We start from the raw sequence: 17,560 nt of genomic DNA, 5'->3' as shown, positions 1-17,560 counted from the left end.
TCACCGCCCGCTCCCTTTTCTCAGCCGCTCGCCGCGAAGAGCGTGCCCAGCCGGTCATGGACCGGCCTGCGGCCCAGCAGCCGCAGCCCCTCCCAGACCGTGACCTGGTTCGCCGTGAGCACGGGCTTGCCCAGGTCCGCCTCCAGATCGGCCAGCCAGGCGGCGGTGTGCAGGGCGGTGTCCGGCAGCAGCACCGCCTCGGCGTCGGGATGGTCACCGGCCCGGGCCATCCGCAGCACCTCGTCCCGCCCCCAGGTGCCGACCTCGGCGGCGGTGATGATGCCGCTGCCCTGGGTGGAGACCACCTCGGCGCCCGCGGCCTTCAGAAACGTCCGGAAATACTCGGCGACGTCCTCCGGATAGGTCGCGGCGATGGCCAGCTTCTCCAGGCCCAGCGCCTGCACCGCGTGGGCGAAGGCGAAGGAGGTGCTGGAGGCGGGCAGCCCGGCCGTCTCCTCCAGCTCGCTCACCTGCTCGCGGGCGCCTTCCCAGCCGAAGACGAAGCTCGCGCTCGTACACGCCCAGATCACCGCCTGGGCGCCGCGCTCCTTCAGCTCGGCGACCCCGGCCGCGAGCCGGGTGCCCGACCCCATTTCCAGCAGGGCGTCCACCCGGTGCGCGTCCTCACCGATGTCGGTGTGGACGAGCGGGAGCCGCACGCTGTCGCCGAGCAGCCCTTCCAGACGCGGATAGTCGTCCTCGGCGGAATAGCCCGGGTAGAGAAAACCCACCGTGTCCGGCGTCGCGTGTGCCGCGCCCGCCGCCGCCGTGGTCGCGTCCGTCATGACTGCCTCCTTACCTGCGGCCCCCGTGAGCGCCGCCCCTGCTCTGTCACCTGTGTTACACCGCAGCCGCCCGGCGGGTTCCCTCACATCGCGGACGGACCTCCCGAGTCGTCGAGGAACGGGCCCTCGCCGATCCCCGGCCCGAACCCCGGGTCGAGCCCGTCCGCCGGGTCGACGTCCGGCCCCGGCGACGCGGCCCCGGCCAGGGCCGCCTCCGGCTCAGGACCGGCGTCCGCCACCGGACCCGCGAGCGGGGGCATCGAGGCCATCGGGTCGGCCACCGTGGACGACGACGCCATCCCCGCCGGGCCCCGCCGTGCTGCCGGGTCCAGCAGCGCCTGGTACGGGCCGACGGCCTGGGCGCCGATCGCCCGCAGCGCCGCCCAGATCGTCACCTGGTTGGCCGACAGCACCGGCATCCGCAGCTCCGCCTCCAGCTGCGGAATCACGTCGTACGTCGGCAAGTTGGTGCAGCTGATGAAGAGCGCGTCGGGCGATCCGACCACCGCCTCCCGCGCCATGTCGACCACGTCGCGGTAGGGCACCTTCCAGATGTGCCGGGTCAGTCCGAGGTAGGCGCGGCCGGTCACGGTGATACCGGCCTCGCCCAGGTAGTCCTCCAGCGAGTCGGTCACCGACCGGGTGTACGGGGTCACCACCGCGACCCGCCGGGCGCCGATCTCCCGCAGCGCCTCCAGCAGGGCGCCCGAGGTGGTGAGCGACGGCAGCTCACCGGCCTGTGTCATGGCCGCGCACATCGCGCGCTCACCGGCCACGCCGCCGACGAAGCTGCCCGAGGTGCAGGCGTATGCCGCCACTTCCGGTGCGACGGCGCTCAGCGCCCGCACCGCGTCCTGAAGGGTTTCGTGCTCGCTCACCAGCCGTGCCAGGTCGAGACTGACCTCGACCGGGACGAAAGGCGTGCGGGTGAGGTGCAGGGAGACCTCGTCCGGTACCCAGCGCCACAGTTCGCGATCAAGAGCGAAGTCGAACGGTGCGACCACGCCCACGCCACGCTGCGGCTGCGGGCCACCGAGAAAGGAGACGTCCATATATCGAGCCCCAATGCAGAAAGGAGAGGGCTGGACCATTGGCCAGAGATATAAGAGAGCACCGGCGATGCCGGGACGTCGGGACAGATGCCGTTGTTGACGACGGTAGTTTCCGCTGCCTAGCGTGGTCAATCCCCGCAAACTTTGGCGCCTGCCCCAACTGTCGTCAGCCAAACTCACCCACGTTTCGAAACGGTTTCCCGCCTATGTCCGAAAGCACTGTTGTCGTCTTCGGTGATCAGCCCCCGGTCCGGCTGGACCGGCTGGCCGGCCGGGCCCAGGTCGTGGTGTGCGACGAGAAGACCCTGCCCGACGCCCTGCCCTCCGCCGACGTCCTCCTGGTCTGGGATTTCACCTCCGACGCCGTACGTGACGCCTGGCCCGGCGACGGCCCACGCCCGGCCTGGGTCCACACCGCGAGCGCCGGGGTGGACCGGCTGCTGAGCCCCGAACTCATCGCGTCCGACTCCGTGTTGACCAACGCGCGCGGCGTCTTCGAGCAGCCGATCGCCGAGTACGTCGCCGGTCTGGTCATCGCCATGGGCAAGGACTTCCTGGGCAGTTGGGAGCTCCAGCGGCAGCGGCGCTGGCAGCACCGCGAGACCATGCGGCTGGCCGGGACCCGCGCGGCCGTCGTCGGCGCCGGGCCCATCGGCCGGGCCATCGCCACCACCCTGACCGCGCTCGGGATCACCGTCGACCTGGTCGGACGCACGGCACGCCCCGGCGTACGCGGCAACGACGAGCTGCCCGAGCTGCTCGAGCGGGCCGACTGGGTGATCTCCGCCGCCCCGCTCACCGACGCCACGCGCGGCATGTTCGACCGGACCGCCTTCGCCCGGATGAAGTCCACCGCGCGTTTCATCAACGTCGGACGCGGCCCCCTCGTCATCGAGGCCGACCTCAAGGCGGCCCTCCTCGGACGCCATATCGCGGGCGCCGCGCTGGACGTCTTCGAGAACGAGCCGCTGGCCCCCGACGACCCGCTGTGGGACGTGCCCGGGCTCTTCGTCTCGCCCCACATGAGCGGCGACACGATCGGCTGGCGCGACCACCTCTCCGAACAGTTCCAGGACAACTACGACCGCTGGAGCGCCGGCGAGCCCCTGCTCAACATCGTCGACAAGCGTCTCGGCTACGTACCGGTGGACTGATCGCACGGCCCGAATGATCGATCGACACGATCCGAACGGAGAGCTGGATGACCGACCTGCACGACCTGACAGCGGTTCAACTCCTCGAGCGGTACGGCTCCGGCGACCTCTCCCCCGTCGAGGCCACCCGAGCCGCGCTCGACCGGATCGAGCAGATCCAGCCGACGGTCAACGCCTACAGCCGGGTGGACGCCGAGGAAGCGCTGCGCCAGGCGGAGGAGTCCGCCGAGCGGTGGCGGCGCGGTGAGCCCGTGGGGCTCCTGGACGGCGTTCCGGTGTCCGTGAAGGACATCCTGCTGATGCGCGGCGGCCCCACGCTGCGCGGGTCGCGCACGGTACGCACGGAAGGGCCGTGGGACGAGGACGCGCCCGCGGTGGCGCGGATGCGGGACCACGGGGCGGTGTTTCTCGGCAAGACGACCACCCCGGAATTTGGCTGGAAAGGTGTCACGGACAGCCCCGTGTACGGGGTGACGGGCAACCCGTACGACCCCGGGCGCACCGCGGGCGGCTCCAGCGGCGGCAGCGCGGCCGCCGTCGCACTGGGCGCGGGTCCGCTCAGCCTGGGGACGGACGGTGGCGGGTCGGTCCGCATCCCCGCGTCCTTCTGTGGCGTCTTCGCGCTCAAACCCACCTACGGGCGGGTGCCGATCTACCCGGCCAGCGCCTTCGGGACCCTCGCCCATGTGGGGCCCATGACCCGGGACGCGGCCGACTCCGCGCTCCTCATGGATGTCATCAGCGGGCCGGACTGGCGCGACTGGTCGCAGCTCGCCCCCTTCCAGGGCGGCTTCCGGGAGGCGATCACCGCGGGCGGCGGCTCGGTGGACGGGCTGCGGGTCGCCTACAGCCCGACGCTCGGCGGCTCGGCCGACGTCGACCCGGAGGTGGCCGCCGCCGTGCGGCGGGCCGTGGATCTGCTGGCCGGTCTCGGCGCGGTCGTGGAGGAGATCGACCCCGGCATCGAGGACCCGGTGGAGGCCTTCCACACGCTGTGGTTCAGCGGCGCGGCGCGGGTGGTGCAGCCGCTCGGGCAGGAGCAGTGGGAACTGCTCGACCCGGGGCTGCGGGAGGTGTGCGCCCAGGGGGCCGCGTACAGCGCGCTGGACTATCTGGCGGCGGTGGACGTACGGATGGCGCTCGGGCACGCCATGGGGCGCTTCCACTCCGCGTACGACCTGCTGGTGACGCCGACCCTGCCGATCACCGCCTTCGAGGCGGGGGTGGAGGTTCCCGAGGGGTCGGGGCACACGCGGTGGACGGGGTGGACGCCGTTCACGTACCCCTTCAACATGACGCAGCAGCCGGCGGCGTCCGTCCCGTGCGGGATGTCGGCCTCGGGGTTGCCGATCGGGGTGCAGTTGGTGGGGGCGCGGCATGCGGATGCGGTGATTCTGCGGGTGGCGCACGCGCTGTACGGGGCGGGCGTCGCGGAGAGCGTGCGGGCGCCGCTGGTGTGATGCGTGCCGTCCCGGCTCCGGCTGTGGCCGGAGCCGGGGCGGTGGGGTCAGGCTCGGCGGAAGCTGAGGGTTTCGCCCAGGGCTCCGGCGCGCCAGAGGTCCTGGCAGGCGTCGGCCATGCGGTCGAGGCCGTCGACGACCGAGCCCCAGACGATGCCCGGGACCCAGCCCGCGTCGCCGTTGATGAGCAGGTTGTTCCGCTCGTAGAACAGCGCCAGGTCGACCACCTGGCGCTTGCCCTGGTGCTTGGCCTGGGCCTCGTAGCCGTAGGACTTCGTACCGAGCTGGGTGTCGGAGAAGGTGAAGTAGCAGAGGTCCCCGGGGATGGGGGTGATGGTGGGGTTCTCCAGCGGGGGCTCCTCGGGGGCGAAGGGTGCCAGCAGCGCGTAGATCTCGTTGCGCGCGTACTTGGCGTGGTACACGTCGCCCCCCAGCGGCAGCGCGTTCCAGACCGCATCGCAGGTGATCGGCGCGCGGTCGTCGAGGAGTTTCGCGGTACAGGTCACCCCGCGCTTGTCGAGCGAGACCTCGATGAACCGGTCGGCTCGGTCAACCATCGACATTCCTCCAGGTCAGTTCGGAAGCAGTCCTTACCAGTCCTTCCCCAGGGGACATACCCAGCATCGTCTGTATCAAGGGCTGGAAACGACCTGCATATATTTCGTGGGTTCGGGTAGTCGCGCGCCCATGGCTCCACCACGTGGGAAAGACATCGATAGCAGAACAAAAGGGGCAACCCGTCGATCGCTTCTGGTCGGCGGCGCGGCTCTTGGTCTGCTGGGCGCGGTCGGCTGTAGCCGGGTGTCCAGCACGGACGCCAGGGACGGGGGCAATCTGCTGGAGCGCCTGCGGGCGCAGGGCACGGTCCGACTGGGAATTGCGGGGGAGATCCCATTCGGCTATATCGACAAGAATGGTGACTTCACCGGCGAGGCGCCGGAGATCGCCAAGGTCATCTTCAAACGGCTGGGAGTGGAGAAGGTCCAGCCGGTGCCGACCGAGTTCGGCTCCCTGATTCCGGGGCTCCGCTCGCAGCAGTTCGACGTGGTCTCGGCGGGGATGTACATCAATCCCGAGCGCTGCGCCCAGGTGATCTTTTCCGACCCCGACTACCGCATGCGGGACGCCTTCATCGTCCGCAAGGGCAATCCGAAGAACCTGCACAATTACGAAGACATCGTCAAAGCCAAGGCCAAAATGGCCACCGGTACCGCCTATGCCGAGATCGATTACGCCAAGAACGCCGGGGTCAAGGAGAGCGACATGCTGATCCTCCCGGACCAGCTGGCCGGTCTGCTGGCGGTGGAGCAGGGCCGGGCCGATGTGTTCGCGGGCACGACCGTGACGGTGCACAACGTGGTCAAGCAGCGGAACAGCAAGCGGGCCGAGGCGACCGAGCCGTTCCAGGCCATGCTCGACGGCAAACCGGACATCGGGGCGGGCGGCTTCGCCTTCCGGCCGGAGGAGACCAAGCTCCGCGATGCCTTCAATGTCGAGCTGCACAAGATGAAGAAGAGCGGTGAGCTGTTGCGCATCGTGCGGCCCTTCGGTTTCACCGAGGGCGAGATGACCGATCTGACCGCCGAGGAGCTGTGCAAATGACGGCCGGGCTGTGGGAACACTGGCTTCTTCCGGGCGTCTGGATCACCATCCAGCTGACCCTGTACAGCGCGGCCTTCGCCCTCGTGGTCGCCTTCGGCATCGGCATGGCGCGCTCCTCGCGGCTGAAGAGCGTCCGCTTCCTCACCGGCGCCTACGTGGAGATCTTCCGCGGCACGTCGGCCCTGGTGCTGATGTTCTGGCTGGCGTTCGTGATGCCGCTGGCCTTCGGGTGGCAGCTGTTCCCGATGTGGGCCGCGGTACTGGCGATCGGGCTGAACTACGGGGCGTACGGCTCCGAGATCGTCCGCGGCTCGATCGCCTCCGTGGCGCCCGCGCAGGGCGAGGCGGCCATCGCGCTGAGCTTCACCCCGGCGCAGCGGATGCGCCGGGTGATCCTGCCGCAGGCGATCCCCGAGATGATCCCGCCGTTCAACAATCTGCTGATCGAGATCCTGAAGGCGACGGCCCTGGTCTCGGCCGTGAACGTCGCCGACATCACCTTCGCCGCCCAGCTGTCCCGGCTGGCGACGGGTGAGAGCGCGCAGATCTACTCGATCATCCTGGTCCTCTACTTCGTGCTGGCGTTCGTCCTGACCCGGCTGATGCGGCTGCTGGAGCGGCGTGCCAAGGCCAACATCGGCCAGGCTCCGCCCAAGGGTTCGCTGGTCACGCGCAAGCTGCTGGGCAAGCAGGAGGCCGAGCAGTCGCGCAACATCGTCGTCGGAGGAGGTGCCCAGTGAAGTGGAACTGGGACGTGGCCAGGGACTTCCTCCCGCAGCTGGGCCACGGGCTGCTGATCACGCTGGAGGCCACCGCCCTCGGCTCGATCCTGGCGTTCGCGCTGGGGCTGGTGTGGGCGATGGCGTTCCGTTCGCCGAGTCGCTTCGTGCGCTGGCCGGTGTCGGCGGTGACGGAGTTCATCCGCAACACCCCGCTGCTGGTGCAGCTGTTCTTCTTCTTCTATGTGCTGCCCACCTGGGACATCAAGTTCTCGGCGCTGACCACCGGTGTGATCGCGCTCGGGCTGCACTACTCGACGTACACCGCCGAGGTCTACCGGGCCGGTATCGACGGTGTGCCGGTGGGCCAGTGGGAGGCGGCCACCGCGCTCAGCCTCTCCCGGGGCCGCACCTGGCGGGCGGTGATCCTGCCGCAGGCGATCCGCCGCGTGGTGCCCGCCCTCGGCAACTACGTCATCGCGATGCTCAAGGACTCCCCGATGCTCGCGCTGATCGGCGTCGTCGACATGTTGCAGAAGGCGCGGGGCGAGGCTTCGTCGTCCTTCCACTACATCGAGCCGTTCACGATGGTCGGCATCGCCTTCATCCTCATCGCCTATCCGGCATCTCTTCTCATGCGAGCCCTGGAGCGTCGTCTTGGCCACTGAAACCGACCACACGAATCCTGCCGTGGACGGCAGTGAACTGATCCGCTTCGACAAGGTGACCAAGCGCTTCGGGGCCAATACGGTCCTGGACGACCTCGACTTCTCGGTCTCCTCCGGCAAGCACGTCACCCTCATCGGCCCGTCCGGCTCCGGCAAGACCACGATCCTGCGGCTGCTGATGACGCTGCTCAAGCCCGACGAGGGCACGATCAAGGTCGACGGGGACTACCTCACCCACGAGGACAAGGGCGGCAAGCTGGTCCCGGCGGGCGAGAAGCACACCCGTGAGGTGCGCAAGAAGATCGGCATGGTCTTCCAGCAGTTCAACCTCTTCCCCAACATGCGGGTGCTGCGGAACATCACCGAGGCCCCGGTGCACGTTCTGGGCCTGGGCAAGGACGAGGCCGAGGAGCGGGCGCGGGAGCTGCTCGACCTCGTCGGGCTCGGCGACAAGTGCGACATGTACCCGACGCAGCTGTCCGGAGGGCAGCAGCAGCGGGTGGCGATCGCACGGGCGCTGGCGATGCGGCCGCAGGTGATGCTGCTGGACGAGGTGACCTCGGCGCTCGACCCGGAGCTGGTCGCCGGGGTGCTGGACGTCCTGCGGGACATCGCCCATACGACGGACATCACCATGCTGTGCGTGACGCACGAGATGAACTTCGCCCGCGACATCTCCGACGACGTACTGATGTTCGACGCGGGCCGGGTCATCGAGTCCGGCCCGCCGGAGAAGATCTTCTCGGAGCCGGAGCACGAGCGGACCAGGGAGTTCCTGAGCGCAGTGCTGTAGCGGCGCCGCAGCGACACCGTGCGGTATCGGCACATCGTGGCGTAAGGGGGCGATGTGGGCGGCTTGAGATGGCACATGCCATCACTCAACTTCCGCTCCATATCGCCCCCTTGGCGGCTATCGTGGTACGAAGCCGCTTCCTGTGGGCGCCTTGCGCCACCCCACACCCGTGACCCGCAGCGACGGCGATGACGCAAACGGTCACCACCTGCGAGAGGGGACGCCGTGGTGCTGGGGCCCGAGCCGATCGCGCCGCTCCGCTCCGTGCGGCACGCCCTGCGCATCCTGGAGGTCGTCGCCCGGCACTCCGGCGGGGTGAGCCACACCGGGATAGCCCGCGCGACCCGGCTGCCGAACGACCGGCTCGCCGAGCTGCTGCGGATGCTGCGCCGCGAGGGCTACGTGGAGCAGATCGCCGACGGGGCGTACATCGGCGGTGCGTCGCTGACCCTGCTGGACACCGGCGTCCCGGGGCGCGAGTGCGCCGTCGAGGACAAGCTCCAGAGGTCGCTCGGCGCGCTCCGTGACTCGGTGGGCGCGGCGGTCTACTTCAGCCGCTATGTGGACGGCGAAATCAAGATCACGCAGTATGCGGACGGACCGCACACCCCCAAGGTCAACGAGTGGGTGGACTTCCGCTCCGCCGCCCATGCGATGGCGATCGGGAAGTGCCTGCTCACCCAGCTCGACCACGACGGCCGCCGCGACCACCTCTCCCGCCACAAGACGGTGCGGCTCACCTCGCGCACGACGACCAGCGAGAAGGTGCTCTTCCGCCAGCTGGACAGCCAGCCGCCCACCGTGCCCGTGCTCGACCTCCAGGAATACGCCGTGGGCACGGTCTGCGCGGCCGTCCCCGTCACGGCGGGGCACACCGCAGGCTGCCTGGCGCTGTCCCTTCCGCTGGAGCACGCCCACCGGCTGCGGAAGGCCGCCTATCTGCTCAATCGCGAGGCGGCGCCGATGCTGCTCTCGCTGGCCATCTGAGGGTCGTCCCGGCGTTGGTCAGGAGCACCCTTGTGGACCAGGTAGTATTTACGTCGTCAGCACGCGCCGCTAGCTCAGTTGGTTAGAGCAGCTGACTCTTAATCAGCGGGTCCGGGGTTCGAGTCCCTGGCGGCGCACTGTGACATTGACTGGGGCTCCCCGATGAATCGGGGAGCCCCAGTCGTGTGTGGCTGGCACTCTCGTAAGCCTGCATACCAACGGCATCGCGTGGCCGCGCTCCCTACACCTCTGGAGGAAGGGACCGAGTCCGTGGTGGCCCAGCAGACGGCGGGGCACCAGCTCCCCACCGCGCTGGCCGTCGTACGGGCGGCTCTGGCCGCCGAAAAACTTCTGAGCGCCAACGACAAGGACCATGAGCCGCGCCTCGCCGCACTGCGGAGGCGGGGCCGGGTGCTGATCGCCATGGAGTCTCCGGAGGGGTCGGACGACCCGACGTCCGAGGAGATGGCCGACTACGCCATCGAGCTGGGGGAAGCGGCTGACGTCCTGGCAGCGGCCGATCCGCTCGCGGACCGGCCCGCCGTACTGCGTGAGCTGCGCGGTGTGCGCGCGTCACCGCCCGATGTCGAACCGTCACTCGTGGGAGTGATCCACCACGGACCGTGCCCCCGCCGCGCATGCGCCCGGGAACACTGGCCTCCTCCAGGAAAGGGGTGCAACATGACGGTTATGGCAGAGCGCACGTCCCACATGCTGGTGGAGGAATTCGAGGAGATCGCCTCCACCGCGCCCGAAACCGTCACGTTGGAATTCATCAACGGGCGGATCGAGGAGAAGCGCGTGCCGGACGGGGATCACAGCGAGATCATCAGGTGGCTGCAGAAGCGCTGTATGCAGCACCGCCCCGATCTCTGGCTCTACGCGAGCGACTGCGGCTTGAAGGTCGAGGCGTACCGCAAGGGGCGCGCCCGCCCGGACGGCGTACTGGCGCCTGATGGGCACTTCTCGGGCCGCGGTGAGTGGTCGAACCCCGAGGGGGTCCTGATGACCGTCGAGGTCACCTCGCACGACGGAGACACCGACCGACGCGACCGGATCGAGAAGCCCGCCGCCTACGCGTCCGTGGGCATCCCGGTCTATCTGCTCGTGGACCGCGACGCCTGCGCGGTCATCGTGCACACCAACCCTCATCCCGAGAGCGGTTGTTACCTCGACATCCACCGCGCACCCTTCGGCGAGCAGGTCGTACTCTCGGAGCCCGTGGACATCACGCTCGATACGGAGATTCTGAAGAACTACGTCCGCTGAGCCTCCGCCCGGCGCCGAGCCTTCGGTGGGCACGGTGGACGGCTGGACGGCAGCACATGTCCGCACCGGCTCCCGGCCTCAACTCCGCCGCCGGAAGCGTTAGACAGGCATGACGCCTCAGACAGCAGGGCCGCGTATCACGCGTTTCCAGTGCTACCAGAAGCCGCCCGGCCCTTGTCGCCTCGGGGCAGGGACCAACAAGGGCCGGGCAGCGGCCTTCAGTAGCGCTGCCAACCGCCCGGGTAGCGGACCGGCTGACGGCACTCCGGGGCGTCACTGGGTGGTAGCTGCCCGTCCAGCGCGTAGCACAGGGCGGCGTGCAACTGCTCTGCGGAGGCGGGGGTCAGCCGCAGTTCGGTGACGGCGAGATACCGTCCGTCGCTGCCGATCTGGAGGCAGTGCGAGTACGCCACCGTCGGTGCGGCGCAGGCCCCGCCCCGGGACAGTGCTGATCGTCCAGCCGGTCACGACGCCTCACCTCCGCTGCCGGACGCCGGGTGGTCATCGGCGTCGTCCTCCGGCTCGGCCGGTCCGTTCTCCTCGTCGCCCGTGGGCAGTCGCGCTCCTCTGCTCTCGGCCACCCGAAGCGCGTCGCGCAGCGCCTCACACAGCCGTTCCGACAGGAAGCGGACCTCTCCGATGTCCGCCTTCCGGTCGTCGAGCAACGCGCGGGCGTGGCCGAGGAGTTCGGCCCCCATGGAGAGTGAAGAGCCTCGACCTCGTCCGCCCGTCGGCTCAACCGGCTGTTGGCGCCGGCTGGCGCCAGGTAGCACGGGCGACCGTCGGGAGTGGTCCACGGCAGCAGCCGCAAGTCGTTCGTCGCGATCACCGGCACGCCCCCACGAGCACGCCGTGAATCCACTCCGGCCCCGCGTCGACGCCGTCGAGGGCCAGCAGCAGCACCCGCCGCCGCTCCCGTTGCAGCTCCTGCTTTCGGCGTTGATGCTCCCGCCGGCGCCGCTCGCGTTCCTCGCAGACGAGCACATACGGCCGGACGAGCAACCGCCCGCTGTCCCAGGGCACGTCAAAGCCCTGGGGGCTCCTCGCGTCCGGGCGTCGCACGGTGGCCACCGAGGACGGCAGGCCGCCGATGGCCGGCGACGGGGGCGCCATGGTTGCCGTGGGCGCAGCGAGAGCCCCTGGCCGGGCCTGGTGGCGGCCATGTGGTCGTAACGCGACGCAATGCGCTGCCGCAGCGCCTTTCCGAAGCCACCCTCGCTGCGCGGCTCGCTGACCTCGACGGTGCTGCGGATTCGCTCCGCCAGGACGTCAGGTTCGTCGCCGTTGAGCGCTGACCTCACATTCGACGGGCGATACAAGCGATCAAGCTGAATGGCCCGGGTGACGGCACCCGGGCCATTCAGCTTGTGCGGCCCCTGACCTCCAGCGTGCCCAGCAGCTCCCCGGTGGCGGCGGCGATCGCCTCGACCGCCTTGTCGAACGCCTCGGCGTTGTGCGGAGCGGGCTGGCGGAAGCCGCTGATCTTGCGGACGTACTGGAGCGCGGCGGCGCGCATGTCCTCCTCGGTGACCGATTCGGCATACGGCGGGCGGAGCGTCTTGATGGATCTGCACATACCCCCGACGGTACGCCGCGGGTCCGACAGCGCGGCCTGCCGAGCGTTCATAGGCGGCAGCTGATCTCCATGCCGTCCTCGATGGTGAACGTCACGCCCTGGTAGCCGTTCGCCGGATCGCGTACGTACTCCAGGTACGGCTGCATGTCGTCGAAGACGACGTCGTCGGCCACCACGAGGGCGCCGGGGCGCAGGCGCGGTTCGAGCTGGCGCAGCATCGGCAGGCACAGGTCCTTCCAGCCGTCGAGCAGCACGAACTCCAGCGGGCCCTCGATGTCGGCGAGCGTTTCCCGGGCGTCCCCTTCGAGGACGGTGATCAGGTCGTCGAGACCGGTCTCGGCGAAGGTGCGGTGGGCCGCGGCGATCTTCTCCTTGCTCATCTCGGTGGTGACCACGCGCCCGGTGCCGTTGTCCCGCACGGCGGCGGCCAGGTGGAGCGTGGAGATCCCGAAGGACATGCCGAACTCGACCACCGTGGCCGGGCGGATGGCCCGGACCAGGTTGTAGAGCAGCTTCCCGCCCTCGGGGGATATCGGCATGTAGATCCCGGCCGCGAGGTCGGCCAGCTCCTGGTGGGGCGTCGTCTCGGGTGCCAGCCCGCCGAGTCGCGCGGCGGTGGCCTCGTCCTGCTCGGCCAGCTCGAACATCCGGCTGAGGGCGGTCTCGACCCGGGGGTCGGCAAGCGTGTTTGTCATGACCGCTAGAGTAGACGCGACGTTGAGTCTTGTCTAGGAGCGCGATGGATATGCTGTTCCGGGGAGGCGAGATGGCACGCGCGACACACACCGCCGAGGCGGGCACCACCGGACGGACGGCACCGCGCCACCACGGCAACCGGCACGGGCGCAGCGAGGAGGCCCGGCAGGCGGTGCTGTGGGCGGCCGACGACCTGCTGGCGGAGAAGGGCTTCGCGGGCGTCACCATGGAGGGCATCGCTACGCGGGCCGGGGTCGCCAAGCAGACCATCTACCGCTGGTGGAGCACCAAGACCGACGTCCTCATGGACGCCTTCCTCCAGGATGTCGCCGAGGACATCAGCCAGGACGACTCCGGTGACCTCGCCGCCGATCTGCGCGGCTATCTGCGCCAACTGGCCGGGTTCCTCAACGCGTCCGACTCCGGCGCCATGTTCCGGGCCCTGATCGCCCAGGCGCAGCACGATCCGGCGTTCGCCCGGGACTTCCGGGCCCGGTACCTGGACGCGCAGCGGCAGCGGGACCGGCTGCCGCTGGAACGGGCCGTGGAACGGGGTGAGTTGCCGCCGGATGTGGATCTGGCGGCCGAGATCGACCAGCTCATGGGCCCCGTCTACTACCGGGTGCTGGTGACCGAAGGGCCCGTCGGCGAGGAGTTCACCGACCGGCTGGTCGATGCCTTTCTACGGCGGCACGGGCTGGATTAGGCCGTCGCAGGGTCCAGCATGAAGCTGCGCATCAGCGTGGCCAGCCGGTGCGGCTGGTCCACCGGGATCAGGGTGTAGCTGTCGGGGATCTCCACATGGCGGCCCTGCGGCAGCAGCGCCGCCAGCCGGAGGCCGTGTTCCGGGGGCATCACGCGGTCCTCGGACGTCCACGCCACCAGTGCGGGCCGGTCGAAGCCTCGCAGCCGCTCGGCCCAGCGCAGCAGCTCAGCGGCGGGCGGCACGCCGAGCACGTACTTCCGCAGATCGCGGCGGACACCGGGGGATTCCCACAGCGGACGGAACCAGGCGTCCATGACCTCCGGCGGCACCGGGCGCTTCGTCATCCACCCCCAGGTCATCGGCAGCCGCCGCAGCGGGCGCAGCTTGAGCAGGGCGAACGCGGTGCGCAAGCCCCCCGGGAGGCGGGCTGAGGTGTGCAGGTTCCTGCCCGGCAGGCCCGGCGGGAAGTTCTCGAACGCCTCGCACGAGGTGATGACCAGCCGCCCGATCCGCTCGTCGCGGCCGTCGGCGACGAGGGCCTGGGCCCCGCCCCAGTCGTTCATGGCGAGGGTGACGTCCGTGAGGTCCAGCCGCTCCAGGAACTCGGCGACCAGCCGGGCCACGCCGAGGACGGACAGATCGGCGTCGGGGCGCATGGGGCGGCGGTGGCCGCCCAGCGGCAGGGTGGGGACGATGCAGCGGATGCCGGGACGGAGCCCGGCGACCACCTCGCGCCACAGCGAACCGTCCATGGCGACGCCGTGCAGCAGCACGGCGACCGGCCCCTCACCCCCGGTGTCCTCGTACTCGATGGTGCCTGCGGAGAGTTCCACCTCGTCACGATGCGACATATGTCCGAAGGTACCCGACCCGGTCACCCCAGCCGTAGACCGGTGAGGGTCACAGCAGGGGCGGCGTCGGCACGGACGGCGACGGCGGCGTGATAGCCGGTCGGGGCGGGCAGATCGGCGAAGGCCCAGCCGGGCGGGGTGGACACCTCGGTGGGGGCCGGGGCGCCGATGTCCTCCGCGAGGCCGACGTAATGGGTGCGCAGCCCGCCCGGCAGCCCGGTCCCGATGCCCTTCAGATACGCCTCCTTGCGCACCCAGCAGCTCATGAACGCCCGCTCCCGCCGCTCCTCGTCCGGCAGCGCGGCGATCGCCGCGCGCTCGCCCGGGTGCAGCTGGCCGATCAGGCCGTCGAGCCGGGCGCCGGTGCGCCGCGGGCTGCGCTCCTCGATGTCGGCGCCGACGGGGGCGCCGCCCGACACCGCGCACAGCGCCGCGTCCCCGGCGTGGGAGAGCGAGAACGCCAGCGTGCCGTCGCCAGCGACGGCCGGGCGGCCGTGCGGCTTGTCGCAGTCCGGCATGCCGCAGGTCTCGCGGGTGAACACGATGTCCGCCGGGTCCGCGCCCAGATATCCGCCGAGCAGCGTCCGCAGCCCCACATGTGACGTGACGTAGCGTTCGCGCGCCGTCTCGTGCCGCATCCCCGCGGCGCGCTCGCGCTCGTGCGCGTCCAGCATCCGGTCCGCGATCGCGGTGGCAGCGGCGGCGGACGGCGGGATCCGCAGCAGCCATACGGCGACCTCACCGGGGCCTGGGCGGTCCTCTGGGCGGGGCGGTGCGGCGAGCGGGCCCCAGTCGTCGAAGGCCCGGGGGTCGTCGGCCGGGCGTATGAGCGGCACTGTTCCGTTACCTCCGTTGGAGTTCATCCGTGTCCGCCGTCCGGCGTCCGTCCCTCCACGACCGTACCCCTGCGTCACGCCCCCAACGCCCGTATCACGACGCGACGTTGCCGTACGGGAACGCCCGGTGACTTCGGACACGTTCCGATCCCGGCCGACCCGGTCACCCGGTGACACCACTACGATCGCGCACGACCGGGCACGATCTGTAATGGGGGTTTGCGACATGGCGACGGGATTCCTGACGAAGGCGGCCTCCGCGGCGACGCTCCCGGTGGCCCCGCTCTACGGCGCCTTCCTCTCGTACTTCATCTATCACCCGCCGCGGCGGCCGCATCATAAGAAGCCCGAGGACCTGGGCCTGACCAGCACCGATGTCCAGGTTCCGCTGAACGGGAAGCCGCGCGGACTGCATGTGTGGCTCATCCCGGGCGACGAGGCGCGGGTGGTGGTGCTCGGGCACGGGCTGGGGCTGAGCAAGTCGGCGAGCCTCGCCCAGGCGGCGCTGCTGAACCGGGCGGGCTACACGGTCGCCCTGTTCGACCACCGCAACCACGGCAAGAGCGTCTCGGACCCGGCCTGCTGGGGCATGAGCGACCGTCACACCGACGATGTGGTGGCGGTCATCAAGCATCTGCGCGCGAGGGAGGAGTACGCGGCGGCGCGCTTCGCCGTCTTCGGCTTCTCCATCTCCGCCTTCCCCTCCTTCTACCTGCTGGGACGGGCGGAGGACTGCCCGGTCGACGCGGTGATCTGCGACAGCGGCCCGGCGCTCGAACTCTCCCCCCTGTTCCGCAACTTCGTCGCCGCCGACGGGCTGCCGATCCCCGGCCCGCTGCGCACCGGCCCCTCCCGCAAGGCGCTGGAGACGGTCGCCGCGTCGGCGGCGCTGGCGATGCTGCGGGTGCAGTGGCCACCCGCGGCGGAGGGGGCGTACGAGCGCACGCCGATGCTCTTCCTGGCCGGTGAGCGCGACTCGATGATCCCGGCCGCGGGGGTGCGGGCGCTGGGCGAGCGCTATCCGCTGGCCGAGGTGCACACGCTGCCGGACACCGACCACCTCCAGGGCATCAAGACCCAACCGGATGTGTACACGGACACGGTGCTGGGCTTCCTGGAGCGCACGCTGAAGGACTGACCGGCCCGGACACATCGGCAGGCCCCTAGAATCCGCCCTGACGGGGTGGGGCCTGCCGATGAGGGGCGCAGAGTGCGGCGTCAGTCCTTGACCTCGCAGATGACGGCGCCGGAGCTGACGGAGGCGCCGACGTCCGCGTTCAGGTTCTTGACGATCCCGGCGCGGTGGGCGTTGAGGGGCTGTTCCATCTTCATGGCTTCGAGGACGACGACGAGGTCGCCTTCGGCCACGGTGTCGCCCTCGGAGACGGCGACCTTGACGATGGTGCCCTGCATCGGGGAGGCGAGGGCGTCGCCGGAGGCGGCGGAGCCGCCCTTCTTCACCGCCTTGCGCTTGGGCTTCTTCGACGCGGCGGCAGGGGCGGAGGCCACGCCGAGGGAGGCGGGCAGGGAGACCTCCAGGCGCTTGCCGCCGACCTCGACCACGACGGTCTCGCGGGCGCCGGTGTCCTCGTCCTCGTCCGTCGCGGCGGGGGCGGCGGCGTAGGGGGCGATGGTGTTGGTGAACTCGGTCTCGATCCAGCGGGTGTGGACCGTGAACGGGTCGCTGGTGAAGGCCGGGTCGGTGACGACGGCGCGGTGGAAGGGGATGGCGGTGGCCATGCCCTCGACCTGGAACTCCGCCAGCGCGCGGGCGGCGCGCTGGAGGGCCTGGGTACGGGTGGCGCCGGTGATGACCAGCTTGGCCAGCAGCGAGTCCCACGCCGGGCCGATGACGCTGCCGGACTCCACGCCCGCGTCGAGGCGGACACCAGGACCCGACGGCGGGGCGAAGACGGTCACCGCCCCCGGAGCCGGGAGGAAGTTGCGGCCGGGGTCCTCGCCGTTGATGCGGAACTCGAAGGAGTGGCCGCGCAGCGGCGGATCGTCGTAGCCGATGGCCTCGCCGTCCGCGATACGGAACATCTCGCGCACCAGGTCGATGCCCGAGACCTCCTCCGTCACCGGGTGCTCGACCTGGAGGCGGGTGTTGACCTCCAGGAACGAGATCGTGCCGTCCGTCCCCACCAGGAACTCCACCGTCCCCGCGCCGACGTATCCGGCTTCCTTGAGGATGGCCTTCGAGGCGCGGTAGAGGTCGGCGTTCTGCTCCTCGCTCAGGAACGGCGCCGGGGCCTCTTCGACGAGCTTTTGGTGGCGGCGCTGGAGGGAGCAGTCACGGGTGGAGACCACCACCACGTTGCCGTGGGTGTCGGCCAGGCACTGGGTCTCCACGTGGCGGGGTTTGTCGAGGTAGCGCTCGACGAAGCACTCACCGCGGCCGAAGGC

At 70.3% G+C, this 17,560-nt stretch carries 20 protein-coding genes, 1 tRNA gene and 1 pseudogene; 11 read left to right on the top strand and 11 right to left on the bottom strand.

Going from position 1 to position 17,560, the window contains the following annotated elements; genetic code table 11:
* Positions 1 to 20: 20 nt before the first annotated feature.
* Both ACH4TL_RS33430 and ACH4TL_RS33425 read right to left on the bottom strand, forming a co-directional pair.
* Entirely contained in the window at positions 21 to 785 is a 765-nt protein-coding gene (locus ACH4TL_RS33430) for a decarboxylase (RefSeq protein WP_398324018.1), read from the bottom strand.
* An 83-nt stretch (positions 786 to 868) separates the two neighbouring features.
* A complete protein-coding gene (locus tag ACH4TL_RS33425) occupies positions 869 to 1,837 on the bottom strand; it encodes a decarboxylase (protein ID WP_398324020.1) in 969 nt (322 codons plus the stop codon).
* A gap of 206 nt (positions 1,838 to 2,043) precedes the next feature.
* On the opposite strand from ACH4TL_RS33425, the gene ACH4TL_RS33420 reads away from it, so the two are divergent.
* Together ACH4TL_RS33420 and ACH4TL_RS33415 are read left to right on the top strand one after the other, a co-directional pair.
* Positions 2,044 to 2,991, top strand: coding sequence for a D-2-hydroxyacid dehydrogenase (locus ACH4TL_RS33420; RefSeq protein ID WP_398324022.1), 948 nt, complete (start codon positions 2,044 to 2,046; stop codon positions 2,989 to 2,991).
* Between the two features lie 47 nt (positions 2,992 to 3,038).
* Positions 3,039 to 4,451 (top strand): amidase, encoded by a 1,413-nt coding sequence (locus ACH4TL_RS33415; protein ID WP_398324024.1) that lies wholly within the window; start codon positions 3,039 to 3,041, stop codon positions 4,449 to 4,451.
* A gap of 47 nt (positions 4,452 to 4,498) precedes the next feature.
* Here the strand turns inward: ACH4TL_RS33415 and ACH4TL_RS33410 are convergent, their stop codons facing one another.
* Positions 4,499 to 5,008, bottom strand: a complete 510-nt coding sequence (locus ACH4TL_RS33410; protein ID WP_398324026.1) for a DUF3830 family protein — start codon at positions 5,006 to 5,008, stop codon at positions 4,499 to 4,501.
* Between the two features lie 130 nt (positions 5,009 to 5,138).
* On the opposite strand from ACH4TL_RS33410, the gene ehuB reads away from it, so the two are divergent.
* From ehuB to ACH4TL_RS33375, 7 genes are all read left to right on the top strand, one after another.
* On the top strand, positions 5,139 to 6,053 hold the full coding sequence (gene ehuB / locus ACH4TL_RS33405; RefSeq protein ID WP_398324028.1) for an ectoine/hydroxyectoine ABC transporter substrate-binding protein EhuB: 915 nt from the start codon (positions 5,139 to 5,141) through the stop codon (positions 6,051 to 6,053).
* Positions 6,050 to 6,793: an ectoine/hydroxyectoine ABC transporter permease subunit EhuC gene (gene ehuC, locus ACH4TL_RS33400; RefSeq protein ID WP_398324030.1), complete on the top strand. Its 744-nt coding sequence runs from the start codon at positions 6,050 to 6,052 to the stop codon at positions 6,791 to 6,793. Before ehuB ends, ehuC begins: the two co-directional genes overlap by 4 nt.
* The gene (gene ehuD, locus ACH4TL_RS33395) at positions 6,790 to 7,440 is read left to right on the top strand and encodes an ectoine/hydroxyectoine ABC transporter permease subunit EhuD (protein WP_398324032.1); all 651 of its coding nucleotides are present in this window, start codon (positions 6,790 to 6,792) and stop codon (positions 7,438 to 7,440) included. The genes ehuC and ehuD overlap by 4 nt, the downstream gene beginning before the upstream one ends.
* Before the next feature lie 22 nt (positions 7,441 to 7,462).
* Positions 7,463 to 8,233, top strand: coding sequence for an ectoine/hydroxyectoine ABC transporter ATP-binding protein EhuA (gene ehuA / locus ACH4TL_RS33390; protein WP_398324064.1), 771 nt, complete (start codon positions 7,463 to 7,465; stop codon positions 8,231 to 8,233).
* A 225-nt stretch (positions 8,234 to 8,458) separates the two neighbouring features.
* Positions 8,459 to 9,220: an IclR family transcriptional regulator C-terminal domain-containing protein gene (locus ACH4TL_RS33385; RefSeq protein ID WP_398324034.1), complete on the top strand. Its 762-nt coding sequence runs from the start codon at positions 8,459 to 8,461 to the stop codon at positions 9,218 to 9,220.
* 63 nt (positions 9,221 to 9,283) lie between these two features.
* A tRNA-Lys gene (locus ACH4TL_RS33380) sits at positions 9,284 to 9,357 on the top strand.
* Between the two features lie 544 nt (positions 9,358 to 9,901).
* Positions 9,902 to 10,489, top strand: coding sequence for a Uma2 family endonuclease (locus ACH4TL_RS33375; RefSeq protein ID WP_398324066.1), 588 nt, complete (start codon positions 9,902 to 9,904; stop codon positions 10,487 to 10,489).
* 218 nt (positions 10,490 to 10,707) lie between these two features.
* Here the strand turns inward: ACH4TL_RS33375 and ACH4TL_RS33370 are convergent, their stop codons facing one another.
* The 5 genes and pseudogenes from ACH4TL_RS33370 to ACH4TL_RS33350 all read right to left on the bottom strand — a co-directional run bounded on the left by ACH4TL_RS33370 (position 10,708) and on the right by ACH4TL_RS33350 (position 12,760).
* Positions 10,708 to 10,902, bottom strand: coding sequence for a hypothetical protein (locus tag ACH4TL_RS33370; protein WP_398324036.1), 195 nt, complete (start codon positions 10,900 to 10,902; stop codon positions 10,708 to 10,710).
* Positions 10,903 to 10,953: 51 nt separating this feature from the next.
* Positions 10,954 to 11,300: pseudogene (locus ACH4TL_RS33365) on the bottom strand (hypothetical protein).
* Positions 11,301 to 11,314: 14 nt separating this feature from the next.
* Positions 11,315 to 11,602 carry a hypothetical protein gene (locus ACH4TL_RS33360; RefSeq protein WP_398324038.1) on the bottom strand — a complete coding sequence of 96 codons (288 nt, stop codon included), beginning with the start codon at positions 11,600 to 11,602 and terminating at the stop codon, positions 11,315 to 11,317.
* Positions 11,603 to 11,849: 247 nt separating this feature from the next.
* A complete protein-coding gene (locus ACH4TL_RS33355) occupies positions 11,850 to 12,065 on the bottom strand; it encodes a DUF2277 domain-containing protein (protein ID WP_398324040.1) in 216 nt (71 codons plus the stop codon).
* A 47-nt stretch (positions 12,066 to 12,112) separates the two neighbouring features.
* Positions 12,113 to 12,760: an O-methyltransferase gene (locus tag ACH4TL_RS33350; protein WP_398324042.1), complete on the bottom strand. Its 648-nt coding sequence runs from the start codon at positions 12,758 to 12,760 to the stop codon at positions 12,113 to 12,115.
* Between the two features lie 71 nt (positions 12,761 to 12,831).
* Between ACH4TL_RS33350 and ACH4TL_RS33345 the strand changes: the two genes are divergently transcribed.
* Entirely contained in the window at positions 12,832 to 13,467 is a 636-nt protein-coding gene (locus tag ACH4TL_RS33345) for a TetR/AcrR family transcriptional regulator (protein WP_398324044.1), read from the top strand.
* On the opposite strand, the gene ACH4TL_RS33340 is transcribed toward ACH4TL_RS33345, so the two are convergent.
* A complete protein-coding gene (locus tag ACH4TL_RS33340; RefSeq protein WP_398324046.1) occupies positions 13,464 to 14,318 on the bottom strand; it encodes an alpha/beta fold hydrolase in 855 nt (284 codons plus the stop codon). The two genes, ACH4TL_RS33345 and ACH4TL_RS33340, sit on opposite strands and share 4 nt — an antisense overlap.
* 23 nt (positions 14,319 to 14,341) lie before the next feature.
* Entirely contained in the window at positions 14,342 to 15,154 is an 813-nt protein-coding gene (locus tag ACH4TL_RS33335) for a 4'-phosphopantetheinyl transferase family protein (protein WP_398324048.1), read from the bottom strand.
* A 226-nt stretch (positions 15,155 to 15,380) separates the two neighbouring features.
* Between ACH4TL_RS33335 and ACH4TL_RS33330 the strand changes: the two genes are divergently transcribed.
* Entirely contained in the window at positions 15,381 to 16,292 is a 912-nt protein-coding gene (locus tag ACH4TL_RS33330) for an alpha/beta hydrolase (protein WP_398324050.1), read from the top strand.
* 80 nt (positions 16,293 to 16,372) lie between these two features.
* Here ACH4TL_RS33330 and ACH4TL_RS33325 read toward each other — a convergent pair.
* The coding region (locus tag ACH4TL_RS33325; RefSeq protein WP_398324052.1) for a biotin/lipoyl-containing protein at positions 16,373 to 17,560 on the bottom strand (1,188 nt) is incomplete at its 5' end.

This window comes from Streptomyces sp. NPDC021115 (assembly GCF_044333065.1).
Taxonomy (GTDB): domain Bacteria; phylum Actinomycetota; class Actinomycetes; order Streptomycetales; family Streptomycetaceae; genus Streptomyces.
The sequence above is the reverse complement of the archived record's forward strand: the minus strand, read 5'-3'. Positions and strand labels throughout refer to the sequence as shown.